At 70.0% G+C, this 16,956-nt stretch carries 18 protein-coding genes; all 18 read left to right on the forward strand.

Annotation, left to right across the window (positions count from 1 at the left end):
* Nucleotides 1–3: 3 nt before the first annotated feature.
* Complete coding sequence (locus ACXJKJ_RS05630) at nucleotides 4–546, forward strand: COG4648 family protein (RefSeq protein WP_157282223.1); 543 nt, start codon at nucleotides 4–6, stop codon at nucleotides 544–546.
* The gene (locus ACXJKJ_RS05635; protein WP_457389410.1) at nucleotides 536–2,227 is read left to right on the forward strand and encodes an AMP-binding protein; all 1,692 of its coding nucleotides are present in this window, start codon (nucleotides 536–538) and stop codon (nucleotides 2,225–2,227) included. The genes ACXJKJ_RS05630 and ACXJKJ_RS05635 overlap by 11 nt, the downstream gene beginning before the upstream one ends.
* The gene (locus ACXJKJ_RS05640) at nucleotides 2,224–2,961 is read left to right on the forward strand and encodes a glycosyltransferase family 2 protein (RefSeq protein ID WP_457389411.1); all 738 of its coding nucleotides are present in this window, start codon (nucleotides 2,224–2,226) and stop codon (nucleotides 2,959–2,961) included. The genes ACXJKJ_RS05635 and ACXJKJ_RS05640 overlap by 4 nt, the downstream gene beginning before the upstream one ends.
* Nucleotides 2,958–3,899 carry an LpxL/LpxP family acyltransferase gene (locus tag ACXJKJ_RS05645; protein ID WP_056205526.1) on the forward strand — a complete coding sequence of 314 codons (942 nt, stop codon included), beginning with the start codon at nucleotides 2,958–2,960 and terminating at the stop codon, nucleotides 3,897–3,899. The genes ACXJKJ_RS05640 and ACXJKJ_RS05645 overlap by 4 nt, the downstream gene beginning before the upstream one ends.
* A complete protein-coding gene (locus tag ACXJKJ_RS05650; protein WP_457389412.1) occupies nucleotides 3,886–5,424 on the forward strand; it encodes an HAL/PAL/TAL family ammonia-lyase in 1,539 nt (512 codons plus the stop codon). The genes ACXJKJ_RS05645 and ACXJKJ_RS05650 overlap by 14 nt, the downstream gene beginning before the upstream one ends.
* On the forward strand, nucleotides 5,411–5,842 hold the full coding sequence (locus tag ACXJKJ_RS05655; RefSeq protein ID WP_457389413.1) for an acyl-CoA thioesterase: 432 nt from the start codon (nucleotides 5,411–5,413) through the stop codon (nucleotides 5,840–5,842). Before ACXJKJ_RS05650 ends, ACXJKJ_RS05655 begins: the two co-directional genes overlap by 14 nt.
* Nucleotides 5,839–6,426, forward strand: coding sequence for a LolA family protein (locus tag ACXJKJ_RS05660; protein ID WP_457389414.1), 588 nt, complete (start codon nucleotides 5,839–5,841; stop codon nucleotides 6,424–6,426). The genes ACXJKJ_RS05655 and ACXJKJ_RS05660 overlap by 4 nt, the downstream gene beginning before the upstream one ends.
* The gene (locus ACXJKJ_RS05665) at nucleotides 6,419–8,716 is read left to right on the forward strand and encodes an MMPL family transporter (RefSeq protein WP_457389415.1); all 2,298 of its coding nucleotides are present in this window, start codon (nucleotides 6,419–6,421) and stop codon (nucleotides 8,714–8,716) included. Before ACXJKJ_RS05660 ends, ACXJKJ_RS05665 begins: the two co-directional genes overlap by 8 nt.
* A complete protein-coding gene (locus tag ACXJKJ_RS05670; RefSeq protein ID WP_457389416.1) occupies nucleotides 8,697–9,929 on the forward strand; it encodes an NAD(P)/FAD-dependent oxidoreductase in 1,233 nt (410 codons plus the stop codon). Before ACXJKJ_RS05665 ends, ACXJKJ_RS05670 begins: the two co-directional genes overlap by 20 nt.
* A complete protein-coding gene (locus ACXJKJ_RS05675) occupies nucleotides 9,917–10,480 on the forward strand; it encodes a DUF3261 domain-containing protein (protein WP_457389417.1) in 564 nt (187 codons plus the stop codon). Before ACXJKJ_RS05670 ends, ACXJKJ_RS05675 begins: the two co-directional genes overlap by 13 nt.
* On the forward strand, nucleotides 10,480–11,652 hold the full coding sequence (locus ACXJKJ_RS05680) for a beta-ketoacyl-ACP synthase (protein WP_457389418.1): 1,173 nt from the start codon (nucleotides 10,480–10,482) through the stop codon (nucleotides 11,650–11,652). The genes ACXJKJ_RS05675 and ACXJKJ_RS05680 overlap by 1 nt, the downstream gene beginning before the upstream one ends.
* Entirely contained in the window at nucleotides 11,642–12,106 is a 465-nt protein-coding gene (locus tag ACXJKJ_RS05685; protein WP_457321177.1) for an ApeP family dehydratase, read from the forward strand. The genes ACXJKJ_RS05680 and ACXJKJ_RS05685 overlap by 11 nt, the downstream gene beginning before the upstream one ends.
* On the forward strand, nucleotides 12,103–12,837 hold the full coding sequence (gene fabG, locus ACXJKJ_RS05690; protein WP_457389419.1) for a 3-oxoacyl-ACP reductase FabG: 735 nt from the start codon (nucleotides 12,103–12,105) through the stop codon (nucleotides 12,835–12,837). The genes ACXJKJ_RS05685 and fabG overlap by 4 nt, the downstream gene beginning before the upstream one ends.
* A gap of 124 nt (nucleotides 12,838–12,961) precedes the next feature.
* On the forward strand, nucleotides 12,962–14,197 hold the full coding sequence (locus ACXJKJ_RS05695) for a beta-ketoacyl-ACP synthase (RefSeq protein ID WP_457389420.1): 1,236 nt from the start codon (nucleotides 12,962–12,964) through the stop codon (nucleotides 14,195–14,197).
* Nucleotides 14,198–14,224: 27 nt separating this feature from the next.
* On the forward strand, nucleotides 14,225–14,737 hold the full coding sequence (locus tag ACXJKJ_RS05700; RefSeq protein WP_056205505.1) for a hypothetical protein: 513 nt from the start codon (nucleotides 14,225–14,227) through the stop codon (nucleotides 14,735–14,737).
* A gap of 94 nt (nucleotides 14,738–14,831) precedes the next feature.
* Complete coding sequence (locus ACXJKJ_RS05705) at nucleotides 14,832–15,266, forward strand: excinuclease ATPase subunit (protein ID WP_457389421.1); 435 nt, start codon at nucleotides 14,832–14,834, stop codon at nucleotides 15,264–15,266.
* Nucleotides 15,267–15,282: 16 nt separating this feature from the next.
* Nucleotides 15,283–15,945 (forward strand): 4'-phosphopantetheinyl transferase family protein, encoded by a 663-nt coding sequence (locus ACXJKJ_RS05710; protein WP_457389422.1) that lies wholly within the window; start codon nucleotides 15,283–15,285, stop codon nucleotides 15,943–15,945.
* 34 nt (nucleotides 15,946–15,979) lie between these two features.
* Nucleotides 15,980–16,885 carry a polysaccharide deacetylase family protein gene (locus ACXJKJ_RS05715; RefSeq protein ID WP_457389423.1) on the forward strand — a complete coding sequence of 302 codons (906 nt, stop codon included), beginning with the start codon at nucleotides 15,980–15,982 and terminating at the stop codon, nucleotides 16,883–16,885.
* Nucleotides 16,886–16,956: the final 71 nt, after the last annotated feature.

A 16,956-nucleotide genomic window follows, 5' to 3' on the forward strand; every position in this document is an offset into this window, starting at 1 on the left:
AGCGTGCGCAACATCCTCTGGGTGGCGCTGACCGCCCTCTATCCCGTTCTCGTCTACCTGGGTCTCGCACACGCCGAGCCCCGGGTGTTGGCGCTGCTGCTTCTCGCTCTGGCGCTGGCGCGCTACCTCGCGTCGCGCAGCCAGCAGGCCCTCGCGATCGCGCTGGCCGGCCTGGTGCTGGCCGCGTTGACGGCCTGGTCCAACCAGCTGTTGCCGCTGAAGATCTACCCGGTGGCGATGAACCTGGCCATGCTGGTGCTCTTCGGCGCCAGCCTGTTCAAGGGCCAGACCGTCGTCGAGCGCCTGGCGCGCCTGCACGACCCCGAGCTGGACGCCCACGGGGTGGCCTACACGCGCCGCGTCACCATCGTCTGGTGCGGCTTCTTCATCGTCAACGGCAGCATCAGCCTGGCGACGGCCCTGTGGGCCAGCGAGCAGACCTGGGCGCTGTACAACGGCTTCATCACTTACGGGCTGATGGGCACCCTGATGGGCGGCGAGTGGCTGGTGCGCCGCCGCGTACGAGCCGGCAAGCATGTGGCGTGAACTGCGCCTCGGCCTTGCCGGTGCCCTGAGCCCGGCGCGGGCCGCTCAGCCCGTGGGTTGGCGTTCCGGCCGGGCTGTCATGTCGGCCGAGTTCCTGGCCCAGGCCGCTGGCTGGTTCGCGCATTTCCAGGCGCTGGCGACGGGCGACGTCGCACTGCATTTCGAAGACACCCTGCACGCCACCGCCGCGCTGTTCGGCGCCTGGCATGCCCGCAAGACCGTCTGGTGGCCCGGTGACGCGCTGCCGGCCACGGCGCAGCGTCTGTCCGAGCAGGTGGGGGCGTTTGCCGGCGACTGGCCTGGCCGCAGCGATGCCACTGCTGCCGTGGCCGATGCGCCCGTGCCGGATTGGCAGTCGCTGGACCCGCAGGCCCCCCAGCTCGTCGTTTTCAMTTCCGGCAGCAGCGGCGAGCCCAGCGCCATCCCCAAGCAGCTGCACCAGTTGTTCGACGAGGTGCGCGCGCTGGAAGCCGAGTTCGGTGCGCGCCTGGACGGCGCCACGGTTCACGCCACCGTCAGCCACCAGCAYATCTAYGGSCTGCTGTTCCGCGTGCTGTGGCCRCTGGCSGCCGGCCGCCAAACGGCAGCGAACCGCGTGGCCTATCTGGAAGACCTGCATGCCGTGCCCGGCCGCATCGCGCTGATCGCCAGCCCGGCCCACCTGAAGCGCCTGCAGCTCGCCGTCACCGGCGACCTGCCCGAGCGCTTGGCGGCGGTGTTCAGCTCCGGCGGCCCGCTGCCAGCCGATGCGCTGGCCCCCTGCGCCGAGCGCCTGGGTCAGACGCCCATCGAGGTCTACGGCAGCAGCGAGACCGGCGGCGTGGCCTGGCGCCAGCGCCCGCCCGGCGCGGGCGATGCCGAGCCCTGGCGCGCACTGCCCGGCGTCGAATGGCAGCTGAACGACGGCCAGTTGCAGCTGCGTTCGGCCCATATCGGCGGTGATGGCTGGTACACGGCCGCCGACCATGCCCGCGCTGAAGGCCAAGGCTTCGTGCTGCTGGGCCGCGCGGACCGCATCGTCAAGGTGGAGGAGAAGCGTGTGTCGCTGGCCGCCGTCGAGCAGGCGCTGCTGGCCAGCGGCCAAGTGCTGGAAGCCCGCGCGCTGCTGCTGCCGGGCTCGCGCCAGGAGCTGGGCGTCGTGTTGGTGCCCACGCCCGAGGCCTGGGGCGCCATCGACCAGGCCGGCCGCGCTGCATGGCTCGCGCCGCTGCGCGAACGCTTGGCCGCCCAGCTGGAGTCCACCGTGCGCCCGCGCCGCTGGCGCCTCGTCAGCGAATTCCCCGCCAACACCCAGGGCAAGACCACTCAGGCCGCATTGCAGGCCTTGTTCGACCCCATGCGCCCGCCCGCCCGGGTGCTCTCGCGTGATCCGCTGACGGTGCGGCTGCGCGTCGACATCGAGGCCCGCCATCCCGGCTTCGAAGGGCACTTTGAGGGCCAGCCTGTGCTGCCGGGCGTGGTGCAGCTGGATTGGGCAGAGCGCTTTGCACGCGAGCTGTTCGCACTGCAGCCGGCCTTTGCCGGGCTGGACCAGCTCAAGTTCCAGCAGGTCATCCGCCCCGGCGGCACCGTGGACCTCGAGCTGACCATCAATGCCGACGGCAGCGAGCTGCGTTTCGCGCTGACCAGCGAGCGCGGCGCGCACGCCAGTGGCAAGCTGCGCTTCGGAGCCGGCGTGTGAAGGTTTGCGCCGTCATTCCTGTTTACAACCATGGCGGTACGGTCGGTGGCGTTGCGGCCAAGCTGCGCGAGCAGGGCCTGCCGGTGCTGCTGGTGGACGATGGCAGCGCAGCCGCCACGGCAGCGCAGCTCGACGCCTTGGCGCGGCAGGACGGCATCCAGCTGCTGCGCCTGCCGCACAACCAGGGCAAGGGCGTGGCCGTCATCGCCGGCATGCGCCTGGCGGTCGAGCAGGGCTACACCCATGGCCTGCAGATCGATGCCGACGGCCAGCATGACGCCTTCGATGCCTCGCGCTTCGTGGCCGCCGCCCAGGCGCACCCTGAGGCGCTGATCTGCGGCTGCCCCATCTACGACGCGTCCGTGCCGCGCGCGCGGCTGTACGGGCGCTATGCCACCCACATCTGGGTCTGGATCAACACGCTGAGCTTCTCGGTGCGCGACTCCATGTGCGGCTTTCGCATCTACCCGCTGGCCGCCACGCTGCCGCAGCTCGCGCATGCCTCCATGGGCCGGCGCATGGACTTCGACACCGAGATCGCCGTGCGCCTCGTGTGGGCCGGCGTGCCCGTCATCAACCAGCCCACGCGCGTGCACTATCCGGTCGGCGGCATCTCGCACTTTCGCGTCTGGCGCGACAACGTGCTGATCTCGGCCATGCACACGCGGCTCTTCTTCGGCATGCTGTGGCGCGCGCCGCTACTGCTGGCGCGCAAGCTGCGGAGCAATCCATGACAGTGCGCGCTCAGCACTGGGCGTCGTTGGGTGAAACRACCTTCGTCAGCGGTATCTGGCTGCTGTACGGCGTGCACAAGCTCTTCGGCCGGCGCCTGGTTCGCTGGGCCATGTTTCCCGTGGTGGTGTTGCATTGGCTGACGCGCCCGGCGCTGCGCCGCTCATCGCTGGACTATCTGCGCCATCTGCACCGTGCCGAACCGGGCGTGTTCAAGCGTGAACCCGATTGGCGCGAAGGGCTGCGCCACGTCGCCTGCTTTGCCGAGACCATGCTCGACAAGCTGCTGGCCATGGCCGGCCGCTACCCGGCCGAGTGCGTGCGCGAGCAGGACTTCTCTCTCGTCGACGCCATGGTGGCCCGGGGCCAGGGCGGCATCTTCATCACTGCCCACATGGGCTGCCTGGAGCTGTGCCGCATGGTGGGCCGCACCAAGCAGGACCTGAAGCTGACGGTGCTGGTGCACACCCGCCACGCCCAGGCCTTCAACCGCATCCTCAAGCGCCTGGACCCGAGCTCCGCTGTCAACCTGCTGGAGGTCACCGACTTCGGGCCGGCCATGGCCATGCAGCTCAAGGAGCTGGTGGACGCCGGCGGCTGGATCGCCATTGCCGGCGACCGCGTGCCCATCCAATCCGCCCAGACCGTCAGCGTCGACTTCCTCGGCGCGCCGGCGCCGCTGCCGGTGGGCGCCTATGTGCTGGCCGGCGTGCTGCACTGCCCGCTGGTGCTGCTGACCTGCCTGCACCGGGGGGCCGGCTATGAGATCCGCTTCGAGGTGCTGACCGAGCACGTCAGCCTGCCGCGAGCGGGGCGCCGCGAGGCTCTGGCCCAATACGCTCAGAGCTACGCACGGATTCTGCAGCGCCGCCTGCGCGAATCGCCCTATGACTGGTTCAACTTCTACGCTTTCTGGGACAGCCCGCATGCCGTTGCCTGAGATTGTTTTCGATGGCCGCCCGCTGAGCCTGGACGACATCGCCGCCATCTCCCGCCGCGAGGCCCGCGCGCGTCTGAGCACCGCGCCTGATTTCGTGCGCCACATCGACGCCGGTGCCGAGTTCATCGCCCGCCTGCTGGCCGAGGACGGCGTCGTCTACGGCGTCACCACCGGCTATGGCGATTCCTGCACCGTCAGCATCCCGCCGGCCCTGGTGGCCGAGCTGCCGCGCCACCTCTACACCTACCACGGCATCGGCGCAGGCCCCATGCTGGCGCCCGAGCAGGTGCGCGCCGTGCTGGCCGTGCGGCTGCAGTCGCTGGCGCAGGGCGTGTCGGGCGTGAGCTACGCCTTGCTGCAACAGTTGGCCGCCCTGATCGAGCACGACATCCTGCCCTTGATCCCCAGCGAAGGTTCGGTCGGCGCGAGCGGTGACCTTACGCCGCTGAGCTATGTCGCCGCCGTGCTGTGCGGCGAGCGCGAGGTGTGGTTCCAGGGCCGGCAGATGCCGGCGGCCGAGGCCCTTGCGGCCGTCGGCCTCAAGCCGCACACGCTGCGCCCCAAGGAAGGCCTGGCCATCATGAACGGCACGGCCGTCATGACGGCGCTGGCCTGCCTGGCCTTCCAGCGCGCAGAGCGCCTGTCGCTGCTGGCCACGCGCATCACGGCGGCCAATGTCGTCGCCAGCGCGGGCAATGCCCATCACTTCGACGAGCGCCTGTTCGCCGTCAAGCCGCATGCCGGCCAGCAGCGCGTCGCCGCGCGGCTGCGCACCGACCTCGCCAGCGACCGCCCCAGCCGCAATGAGCAGCGCCTGCAGGACCGCTACTCGCTGCGCTGCGCGCCCCACGTCATCGGCGTGCTGGAAGACGCGCTGCCCTGGCTGCGCCAGCTCATCGAGAACGAGCTCAACAGCGCCAACGACAACCCGCTGGTGGACGCCGTCGAGGAGCGCGTGCTGCACGGCGGCCATTTCTATGGTGGCCACATCGCCATGGCCATGGACACGCTGAAGACGGCCGTCGCCAACGTCGCCGACCTGCTGGACCGCCAGCTGGCTTTGCTGGTGGATACGCGCTTCAACCACGGCCTGCCGTCGAATCTGAGCGGTGCCCTGGGCGAGCGCGCCGCCATCAACCATGGCCTGAAGGCACTGCAGATCAGCGTCTCCGCCTGGACCGCCGAAGCCCTGAAGCAGACCATGCCGGCCTCGGTSTTCASCCGCWGCACCGARTGCCACAACCAGGACAAGGTCAGCATGGGCAGCATCGCGGCCCGCGACGCGCTGCGCGTTCTGGACCTGAGCGAGCAGGTCGTCGCCGGCCTGCTCATCAGCGCCCGCCAGGGGCTGGGGCTGCGCCAGCGCCTGGGCGGCTTGCAGCTGAGCCCGTCGCTGTCGGCCTGGTACGAGCAGCTCTGTGCACGCCTGCCGCTGATCGACGAAGACCGCGCGTTGGATGTCGAGCTGCAGATGTTGCTGCGCGAGATCCGTTTGCCCCACGGAGCCCTGCATGCGCCTGCGTGAAGACCCGCGCCTGGCCCACGAGATCGAGATCACGCCAGCCTTCCACGATCTCGACCCGATGGAGATCGTCTGGCACGGCCGCTATGTGCAGTACCTGGAGCAGGCGCGTTGCGCACTGCTGCAGCGCTTCAACTACGACTACCCGCAGATGCGTGCCAGCGGCTATGCCTGGCCCATCATCCATCTGCAGCTGAAATACGTGCGCCCCGCCGAATACGGCATGCGCCTGGGCGTGCGCGCCTGCATCACCGAGTGGGAGCATCGCCTGCGCATCGACTACACGGTGCGCGACCTCGCCACCAACGAGCGCCTGACCAAGGCCCACACGCTGATGGTGGCCGTGGACATGCGCAACAAGGAAATGCAGTTCGCCAGCCCGCCCATCCTGTTTGAACGTCTGGGCATTTCTCTGCCATGAAGCGCCGTCTCTTTCTTCTTGCCGCATGCCCGTTGCCCGCGTTGGCCGACACCATCGCGCAAGTCCAACAGCGCCTCGTCAGCACCCCGGTGCAGCGCGGCGGCTTCCAGCAGGACAAGCAGCTTGCCGGCTTCGCCAAGCCGCTGAAGAGCCAGGGCGACTACCTGTTGGTGCGCGGCAAAGGCCTGATCTGGCGCACGACTGCGCCGTTCGCGAGCCAACTGGTGCTGACGCGGGACCGCATTGCCGGCGGTGGCGGCCTGCAGCTGGACGCCAGCAAGGAGCCGGGCATCCGCGTCGTGACCCAGCTGATGCTGTCGCTGCTGGACGGTGACCTGAGCGCGCTGCAGCAGGCCTTCGAGGTGCAGGCCAGCCTGGTGGGTGACAAGGGCTGGCGCGCCGTGCTGAAGCCGAAGGCCACCGCACTGGCCCAGCTCTTCGCTCGCATCGAGCTGGAGGGCGACCGCCAGCTGCGCCGCATCGTCATGACCGAGGCCCAGGGCGACACGACGACGCTGCGCTTCGACGAGCAGGTGCGTGAGCCCGCTGCCCCCAGCGCCGACGAGGCCAAACAGCTTGGTTGATCGGCCCAGCCGCTTGGCGCCCTGGCTGTGGGCGCTCGCGCTGCTGCTGATGGCCGCAGCCCTGGCTGTGGCTGCATACAAGGGTCGCGTGCGCATCAACACCGATGTGCTGGCCATGCTGCCCAAGGACGAGCGCCGGCCCGAGGTGGAGCAGGCGATGGCCGCGCTCGCCAAGGCAGGGGAGGGCCGCGTCATCGTCATGCTGCGTGCGCCCAAAGGCAGCGAAGCGGCGATGGATCGCTTCATGGCCAAGTTGCAGGCCGAGGTGCCTGGCATCAAGCTGCGCCACCGCGTCTCCGACGCCCAGCAGGCCGACTGGCTGAGCTTCTTCGCCCCGCAACGCGGCGCGCTGCTGACCGACGCCCAGCGCCAGTCGCTGCAGACCGCCCCTTCGGAAGCGCTGGCGCAACTGGCATTGACCAGCCTGATGCAGCCCATGGGCCTGCCACGCGTGGGCCGCTGGATCGACGACCCCTTCAACACCCTCGGGGCATGGCTGGCCGAGCGTGCCCAGGGCAGCAAGGTGCGCGCCCTCGATGGCCGGCTGCGCCTGGCCGATGCCCAGGGCGACTGGATGCTGGCGTTGATCGACAGCGGCGCCAGCGCCTTCGCGCTGAGCGACAACGAGCGCATCGCCGAAGCCCTCGCCCATGCCCGTGCCGCCGTACCCGAGGCCCAGGTGCTCGCGGCCGGCGTGCCCCTGCACGCGCATGCCGCGGCCGCGCAGGCCCAGCGCGAGATGCACCTCATCGGCATCGGCTCTCTCGTCGGCGTGTTTGCCTTGAGCTGGTTCGCTTTCGCCCGCATTCGGCCGCGCCTGCTGGTGCTGCTGTCGGTGGGCAGCGGCCTGCTGGTGGCCGTGGCGGCGACGTTGGCGGTGTTTGGCGAGCTGCACCTGATCACGCTGGTGTTCGGCGCCAGCCTGGTCGGCGTGGCGGAGAACTACGCCAGCAGCCACTACAGCAGCCGCATCGCCCAGCCGCCGGCGCAGCGCTTCGCCTTGATGCGCGAGCAGCTGCCGACCATGGTGCTGGCCCTCAGCACGACGCTGGCCGGCTATGCCCTGTTGGCGACGACGCCTTTCCCGGGGCTGCAGCAGGTCGCGCTGTTCTCGGCCGCCGGCCTGACGGCCGCCTTTGTCAGCACCTGGCTGTGGTTCCCGCATCTGGACGCCGGCCCCGTGCCCGTGCGGCCGCTGACGCGCGCGTTGGGCCGCGCTTGGCAGCGCTGGCCGCAGCTGAACTGGCGCAGCGGCCTGATCGGCGGCGTCGTCATCGCCGCTCTGTTGGCGGCTGCCGCCTGGCGCGGCCAGGCCAACGACGACATCCGCCTGCTGCAGAACACGCCGCCCGCGCTGATGCAGGAGCAGATCGACATCGGCCGGCGGCTGGACCTGCCCAGCCCGGCGCAGTTCTACCTGCTCAGCGCGGGCAGCGAGGAAGTCCTGCTCGAACGCGAGGAAGCCTTGAAGGCCAAGCTCGCCGGCATGCCCGGCATCGGCGGCTGGCAGGCCGTTTCCGATTGGGTGCCGTCGCCCGCGCGTCAGGCCGCCGATGCGGCCCTGGTGCAGCGCCGCTGGGCCGAGGTGTCGCTGCTGGTGGCCGAGCAACTGGGCCAGCCCGTGCCGCAGCCCGACGCCGTTGCGGCGCCGGTGCTGACGGTGGAGGCCTGGCGCGCGGCGCCCGTCAGCGAGGCCGCGCGCCATCAGTGGCTGGGCCGCGATACCGACGGCCGCTGGCACAGCGTCGTGATGCTGCGTGGCGTGTCGCGGGCATCCTTGCCGCAGCTTGCCGCCCTGGCCGACGGCACGACGGTGCGCTGGGTCGACAAAGTGGCCGATGTCTCCGAGCTGCTGGCCCGTCAGCGCATCCGCATGCTCGGCGTACTGGCGATTGCGGTGGGCGCCGTCGCAGCCTTGCTGGCCTGGCGCCTGGGCGCTGCCTGGTGGCGCGCTCTGGTGCCGACGTTGCTGGCCGGCAGCCTGGCGCTGGCCGCCACCGCCTTGCTCGGCCAGCCCTGGCAGCTCTTCCACGTGCTGGCCCTGCTGCTGCTGCTCGGCGTGGGGGTGGACTACGGCATCTTCCTGCTCGCCCAGCCCAGCCGGCGCGACCTGCGCGGCTTCGTCTCCATCACACTCGCGGCCGCCAGCACCTGGCTGTCCTTCGGGTTGTTGGCCCTGTCCGGCACGCCGGCCTTGCGGGCCTTCGGCCTGACCCTGGGCCTGGGAATTGCCCTGGCCTGGTTCCTCACCCCTTTCTTCGTCAACGACCATGACCCTCGAAACGACTGACGTCTGCATCATCGGCGCAGGCCCTGCAGGCGCCGTCGCTGCGGCCTTGCTGCGCCGCCAGGGCCTGGCCGTGACCGTGCTGGAGCGCCAGACCTTCCCGCGCTTTTCCATCGGCGAGAGCCTGCTGCCGCAGTCCATGGCCTATATCGAGAAGGCGGGGCTGCTGCAGGACGTCGTCGAGGCCGGCTTCCAGTTCAAGAACGGCGCGGCCTTCTGCCGCGGCGAGAAGCGCACCGCCTTCGACTTCCGCGACAAGTTCACCCCCGGCTGGGGTACCACCTACCAGGTGCAGCGCGCCCACTTCGACCAGGTGCTTGCCAACGGCGCCGCCAGGGCCGGTGCCGATGTGCGCTACCGCCACGAGGTGACTGCCGTTCGCGTCGGCGAGGGCCAGCGGCCGCAGCTGGACGTGCAGCCGCTGGACGGCGGCGCGGCCTATACCGTGGAGGCCGGCCATCTGCTGGACGCCAGCGGCTTCGGCCGCACGCTGCCGCGCCTGCTGGACCTGGAGACGCCCTCAAGCTTCCCCGTGCGCGCCGCCACCTTCACGCATGTGCAGGACCGCATCAGCGACCCGACGTTTGACCGCACCAAGATCCTCGTTACCGTGCATCCGGACGACGTGGACGTGTGGTTCTGGACCATCCCCTTCAGCAACGGCCGCTGCTCGCTGGGCGTCGTCGCGCGGGCCGAGTACTTCGACCGCTTCCCCGAGGACGCGACGGAGCGACTGAAGGCCGTCGTCGCCGAGACACCCTCGCTGGCCGCGCTGCTGAAGGACGCCGTCTGGGACACGCCGGCCAACCGGCTGCAGGGTTATGCGGCCAACGTGAAGTCGCTGTGGGGCCCGGGCTTCGCGCTGCTGGGCAATGCGGGCGAGTTCCTGGACCCGGTGTTCTCCAGCGGCGTGACCATCGCCGTGAAGTCCGCCGACCTGGCCGTGACGGCGCTGCTGCGTGAACGCGCCGGCGAAGCGGCGGACTGGGAGAAGGACTACGCCAAGCCGCTGCGCGCCGGCGTGGATGCCTTCCGTGCCTTTGTGGAGAGCTGGTACCGCGGCGGCTTCCAGGACGTCATCTTCCACCAGGACCAGAACCCCGACATCCGCCGCATGATCTCGTCCATCCTGGCCGGCTATGCCTGGGACCTGACCAACCCCTACGTCGCGCACCCCGAGCGCATGCGCACGCTGGAGCAGTTGTGCGCCCCCTGATCCTGTTCGCGGCACTGTTGCTGTCGGCCTGCCAGACGCTGCCGCCACCGGCCGCGCTGCCACTGCTGCAGTTGGCGCCAGCCGCTTTTGGCGCCGAGCTGTCGCTGGCGCAGCGGCTGACGGTGACGGACGCACCCGAAGCGCCCAGCGATGCGAACGGCGCCGTCACCGAGCGCCAGCTCGACACGCTGCTGCAGGTCGACGCCCGGCAGCTGCAGCTCGCCGGTCTCGCCTTCGGCCAGCGCGTGCTGACCATGCATTGGGACGGCCGCGAGTTGAAGGTGCAGCGCCACCCCATGCTGCCCGCGGCGGTCGACCCGGCGCGCGTGCTGCGCGACATCGCCCTGGTCTTCGCGCCGCTGCCCGCACTGCAGGCCGCGCTGCCCACGGGTTGGACGCTGGACGAGAGCGGCAACGCGCGCACGCTGCGCCAGGGCGGAGAGGTGCGACTCACGGTGCGCTACCTCGACGGCCGCGCCCGCGTGGAAATCGACAATCGGGCCGAGCACTACCAATTGCGCATTGAATCGCGCTCCCTGGAGGGGGGCTGATGAATTTCTATCTGAACGCCCTCGGCGTCGTCTGCGCCGCCGGCCATGACGCCGCCACGCTGGCTGAGTCGCTGTGGGCCAGCACGCCTAGCGGCGTCGAATCCGAAGCCTGGCGCGGCCGCACCCTGCACCTGGGCCGCGTGCGCCAACCCCTGCCTCTGCCCGACGCTAACGCCCAGCGCAGCCGCAACAACGCCTTGCTGCTGACCGCGCTGCAACCCATTCGCGCCGCGGTGGATGCGGCCATAGCGCGTTTCGGCCCGCTGCGCGTGGCCATCGTGCTCGGCACCAGCACCTCCGGCGTCGGCGAGAGCGAAGCCGCCTGGGGCCACCACCGCGAGCACGGCGAACTGCCGGTCTGGCACGACGTGCGCCAGCAGGAGATCGGCTCCGGCGCTGCGCTGCTGGCCGAAGAGCTCGGCACGCTGGGCCCGGCCTATGTCATCTCCACGGCCTGCTCGTCCAGCAGCAAGGCCCTGGCCAGTGCGGCGCGGCTGCTGCAGGCCGGCATGGCGGATGCCGTCGTCTGCGGCGGTGCCGACAGCCTGTGCGACTTCACCGTCGCCGGCTTTGCCTCGCTCGAAGCCGTCAGCGACGTGCGCTGCAACCCCATGAGCGCGCAGCGCTGCGGCATCAACATCGGCGAGGCCGGCGCGCTCTTCCTGATGACGCGCGAAAAAGGCGCCGGCCCCGCCGTGCGCCTGGCCGGCTGGGGCGAAACCAGCGACGCCCACCACATCTCCGCGCCCGAGCCCAGCGGGCGCGGCGCCGAGGCCGCGATGCGCGCAGCGCTGGACATGGCGGGCCTGGCGCCCGCCGACATCGGCTACCTCAACCTGCATGGCACGGCCACGCCGCACAACGATGCGATGGAGAGCGAAGCGGTAGCGCGGGTCTTCGGCCTGGACACGCCCTGCAGTTCCACCAAGCCGCTGACCGGCCACACGCTGGGCGCCGCCGGTGCGCTGGAGGCCGCCATCGGCTGGCTGACCCTGCTGGGCGACGGCGCCTTGCCGGCCCACCATTTCGACGGCGAGCGCGATGCCGCGCTGCCCGCCATCCGCCTGGTTTCACCGGGCGAGCGCCTGGCTGCCGCGCCGCGCGCCGTGTTGTCCAATTCCTTTGCGTTTGGCGGCAGCAACGCCGCCCTGGTGTTGACCCGTGAAGACTGAACCCGCCATCGCCGACCTCGTGCCGCACCGCGGCGCCATGAGCTGGCTCGACCGCGTCATCGAGGCCGATGCCGAGTCGCTGCTGGCCGAGGCCACCGTGCGCGCCGACCATCTGCTGGTGCAGGGTGGCCAGCTCAGCGCATCGGCCGGCGTCGAATACATGGCCCAGGCGGCCGCCGCATGGGCCGGCTATCAACGCCACCTCCATGCCGATGAAGGCGGGGCCGCCCGCATCGGCTTCCTGCTCGGCACGCGCCGCTACCAGTGCAGCCGCGCGGCCTTCGTCGTCGGCGATGTGCTGCGCGTGCAGGTGCAGCGCCTCTTCCAGGCCGACAACGGCCTGGGCCAGTTTGAGTGCGTCATCAGCATCGATGGCGCCGAGGTGGCGCGCGCCAGTCTCAATGTCTTCGGGCCCGACGACCCGGAGGCTTTCCTGAACGGACAGACCCCATGAGTACTCCCCATACCGTGCTGGTGACCGGCTCCAGCCGCGGCATCGGCCGCGCCATCGCGCTGCGGCTGGCGCGCGACGGCTACGACGTCGTCATCCATTGCCGCAGCCGCCGCGACGAGGCCGAGGCCGTGGCCCAGGCCGCCCGCGAACTCGGCCGCAACGCCCGTGTGCTCGCCTTCGACGTGGCCGACCGCGCTGCCACCGCCGCCGCGCTGGAGGCCGACGTGGAGGCCCATGGCTGCTATTACGGCGTCGTCTGCAATGCCGGCATTGCCCGCGACGGCGCCTTCCCGGCGTTGACCGGTGAGGACTGGGACGCCGTCATCCACACCAACCTCGACGCCTTCTACAACGTGCTGCAGCCGCTGACCATGCCGCTGGTGCGCCGCCGCAAGCCCGGCCGCATCGTCACGCTGGCCTCGGTCTCGGGCCTGATGGGCAACCGCGGGCAGGTCAACTACAGTGCCGCCAAGGCCGGCATCATCGGCGCTAGCAAGGCGCTGGCCGTCGAGCTGGCCAGCCGCAAGATCACGGTCAACTGCGTGGCACCGGGCCTCATCGAGACGGACATGATCGACGCCGAAGTGCTGGAGCACGCGCTGAAGTTGATCCCGGCGCAGCGCGTCGGCCGGCCCGAGGAAGTGGCGGCCCTGGTGGCCTTCTTGATGAGCGAGGACGCCGCCTACATCACGCGGCAGGTGATTTCGGTCAACGGAGGGATGGTCGGATGAGGGCGGGCCGAGCGACGGGCCGCTCCCTAGCCGGCCCGCATCCCCTCGGGGGATCGGCCGGCGTACTCGGCGGACGAGGGGCAGACATGCTGCAAGTGATTTCCGTGAATGGGGGGATGGTCGGGTGAGCAACAAGAGAGTCGTCATCACCGGCATCGGCGCGTTGTCGCCGCTGGGGCATGACGCAGAAACCGTCATGGACAGCCTGCGCGCCGAGACCAACAAGGTCCAGCGCATGGCCGACTGGGCCGCCTACGAGGGCCTGAACACGCAGGTCGGGGTGCCCTGCGCACCCTTCGAGCTGCCGGCCGACCGCTACAACCGCAAGACCATGCGCAGCATGGGCCGCGTGGCCCAGATGGCCACGCGCTCGGCCGAGCTGGCGCTGGAGCAGGCCGGCCTCATCGGCGACCCGCTGCTGACCAGCGGCCGCATGGGCGTGAGCTTCGGCAGCTCCAGCGGCACACCCAGCGCCATCGGCGACTTCGGCCGCATGATGACGGTCAAGAGCATCGAGGGCATCAACGCCAACACCTACGTGAAGATGATGTCGCACACCGCGACCGTCAACATCGCGGTGTTCTTCGGCATCACCGGCCGCATCATCACGACGAGCAGCGCCTGCACCTCGGGCAGCCAGGGCCTGGGCTATGCCTACGAGGCCATCCAGAGCGGCCGCCAGGTCGCCATGCTCGCGGGCGGCGCGGAGGAGCTCGACCCGACGCAGGCGGCGGTGTTCGACACGCTGTTCGCGACCAGCACCAAGTACAACGACCAGCCACGCCTGACGCCGCGTCCCTTCGACGCCGAGCGCGACGGCTTGGTGCTGGGCGAGGGCGCCTGCACCTTCGTGCTGGAAGAGTACGAGCACGCCAAGGCGCGCGGCGCCACGATGCTGGGCGAGATCGTCGGCTACGGCACCAACTGCGACGGCACCCACGTCACGCAGCCACAGTCCTCCACCATGGCTCAGGCCATGCGCCTGGCGCTGGAAGATGCCGGCCTGCCCGCCACTGCCATCCCCTACGTCAACGCCCATGGCACCAGCACCGACCAGGGCGACGTGGCCGAGAGCCAGGGCACGCAAAGCATCTTTGGCACCGGTGTGGCGATCTCGTCGCTGAAGAGCTATATGGGCCATACCCTGGGCGCCTGCGGTGCACTGGAGGCCTGGATGACGCTGGAGATGATGAACGCCGACTGGTTCGCGCCCACCATCAACCTCAAGCGCGTCGACCCGCGCTGCGGCGACCTCGACTACGTGCTCAGCGGCGGCCGCGTGCTGCAGACCGAGTTCGCGATGACGAACAATTTCGCCTTCGGCGGCATCAACACTTCGTTGATCCTGCGCCGCCTTTGATTTCGACAACCCGCCTGGGAGGGCCTGATGAAGCAGAGCGTTCTGACCGTTGCAATGATCTTGGCGAGCGCTGCGGCGCAAGCCGGTTCGCCGGAACAGGAGTTGGCTGACGGCAAGCGGATCGCCGCCAGCTTGTCGCAGGAAGGTCGAGACCTCTGCGTCTTCGACAATGGTGCGCCGTCCGACATGCCGCACCAGAAACTGCAACAGCTCAAGGTCGCCAAGGGCACCTATGGCGGCGTCAAGGAGTTGCTGCCGGCCCTGGTGCAGCAGGCCCTGGCGAACAAGGCCGATGCCCTCGTGGACTACAACAGTTCGCAGCGTTTTGGCTTCTGGCCCTGGCGCGTCGTGCGCCCGGTGGTCACGGCAACCGCCATCCGCTGGAACGAGGCGCCTCGCAAGTCCTGCGAGGCCATGGGTGGCGTGCGCATGGAGGTCATCCTGACGACCAACAAGAGCCCCGAGGCGCTGGCGCAGGGCGTCGCGCCTCAGGCGCCCGCCGCCGCCACGGCCGATCAGGCGGCATCCGCGCCGCAGTGATCGCAGGGCTGCGCCGCGCATTTGCCGGCTTCCGCCTACCTGTGCGGCGCCCTTGATACGGCATCATCGAAAGCCCCGTTCAAGGAGCGTGCTCATGAAGTTTCGTCTTGTGGTCTTGGCCGCCGCTGCGTTGCTGTCGGCGCCAGCCTTCGCGCGCGACACCGTGCTGCATATCCCGCTGGCCGATGTGCTGGAACTGCCCGAGGCCAAGGAAAAACTGGACCCGGCGTTCAAGTTCTATTTGGCCGGTCAAGCGACGCCGAAGGCCAGCAGACGCCTCGCGACCTACGTGGCCAATCCGAAGACCAACGGCTTCGGCAAGGCGGACGACTATGGTTGCAAATGGGCCGCATTGAGTGCGTTGATCGATCTGCAGGATGGCGCCAAGCGCCACGGCGCCAATGCGGTGGTCGACATCGTCAGCTACTACCGGAAGGTGGAGTACAAGAGTGCGACCGATTTCGAGTGCCACGCCGGTGCCTTCGTCATTGGCGTCGCGCTGCGCGGCACCTTGGCCAAGGTTGAGTGACTGACCACGGCTCGCGGTGACCCTGCTCTGCCTGCTCGCCGCCGAGCCTGAGCTGCGGGTCGGCATGCCGTCACCGGGCGCCTGGCTGACGCCCTCCGAGCAGGCCCGCCTGCAGTCGCTGGGTACCGAAGCCCGTCGCGGGACCTTCCTGGTTGGCCGCTGGCTGGCGCGTCGCGCCGTGCAGCGCTGGCTGGGGTCGGATGAGCGGCCCGCACTGGAGGTGGCCGACAGCGGTGCCTGCCGCGTGGCGGGCCGTGGCGATGTGTTCGTGTCCATCAGCCATAGCGCCGGCACAGTCGCCTGCGCCGCGGCCGGGGTGCCGATCGGCATCGATATGGAAAGCCTGGTTCGGCCGCGCGACCACCTGGCCCTGGCCGAGACGGTGCACAGCCCCGCGCAGCGCGCCGACCTGGCCGCCTTGCCGGTCGAGGCGCGCGCGCAGGTCTTTCTGCAGGCCTGGACGCTCAAGGAGGCCTGGCTCAAGGCGCGCGAACAGGGTCTGGACTTTGCGCTGATGCGGGCGCTGGACTTCAGCGACGACCCCGAGGGCGACGTGGCCGTCACGACCATCGGCGCTGTGGTGCTGGCTGTGGCCTGCAATCCCAAGTTGCCTGTGCGCATCGAAGGTCCCATGAATGCAGTGTGGCGCCGCTGCCGGGCGCGCAGGGCCGGCGAATAAACTGCTGGCCCCACGAAAGCAGTACGGAGGCAGGATGGCGCGATGGCGCTTCGCAGCGGCATTTGCAAGCCTGGCGTTGGTCGTCGCGACCCATGCCGCGGCCGACCCGTCGCCGCTGGCCGAGCATGTGTCGGTGAGCGCCCCGGTGCCCATCCGCCTTTTGCTGACTTTCGACGACGGCCCGAGCGCGCGGGAGACCGACAACCCGACGGTCCAGATCCTCGACGGCCTCGCGCGCAATGCCATCCAGCCGGGCATCAAGGCGCTGTTCTTCGTGCAGACGGGCGCCGTGAACGGCGGTGCGACACCGCGCGGCCAGGCGCTGATGCGCCGCACGCTGGCGGAGGGCCATGTGCTGGGTTTTCACACCGCGACGCCCGGCCACACCAGCCACACCAAGCTGAGTGATGAGCTGCTCGAAGGCAGCCTCAGCCAGGGCTTGGCGGCGCATATGGAATTGGCCGGCCGCCCCCCGGTGCTGGTGCGCCCGCCGCATTGGGCCTACGACGCGCGCACCTTCGCGGCCTATCAGCGCCATGGACTCAGCGTCGTGATGACGGACCTGTCCGCCAACGACGGCAAGATCCCCTGGCCCAATGCCAGCCTGCGCCGGCGCTCGCATTTCGAGCACCAGATGCGCGAGCTGCGCCGGCGGATCACCGAGCTGCCGCTGGTGGACGGCGTGCGGCCGGTGGTCGTGACCTTCCACGATGCCAACCCCTTCACCGGCAGCCATGTCGACGAGTATCTGCAGATCCTCGTCGATGGCGCCAACAAGGCCGGGCTGGTGTTGGCCGATCCGCCGTTCTACGACTCGGCCGAATCCTTGGAAGCCGCTGCGCGGGCGCGGGCGCTGACCGACCCGAGCGTGCAGATCCGCATCCCGGGCTTCTGGACTTCGCTGCTGGCCTGGATCCTGCCCGAGCCGCCGCTGGACTGATTGCGCATTGCGGGCCGAGCGCCGGGCCGCTCCCAAGCCGGCCCGCCTAGGGCGATGTGCTTGCCGGTCGA

Source organism: Roseateles sp. P5_E1, from assembly GCF_054049335.1.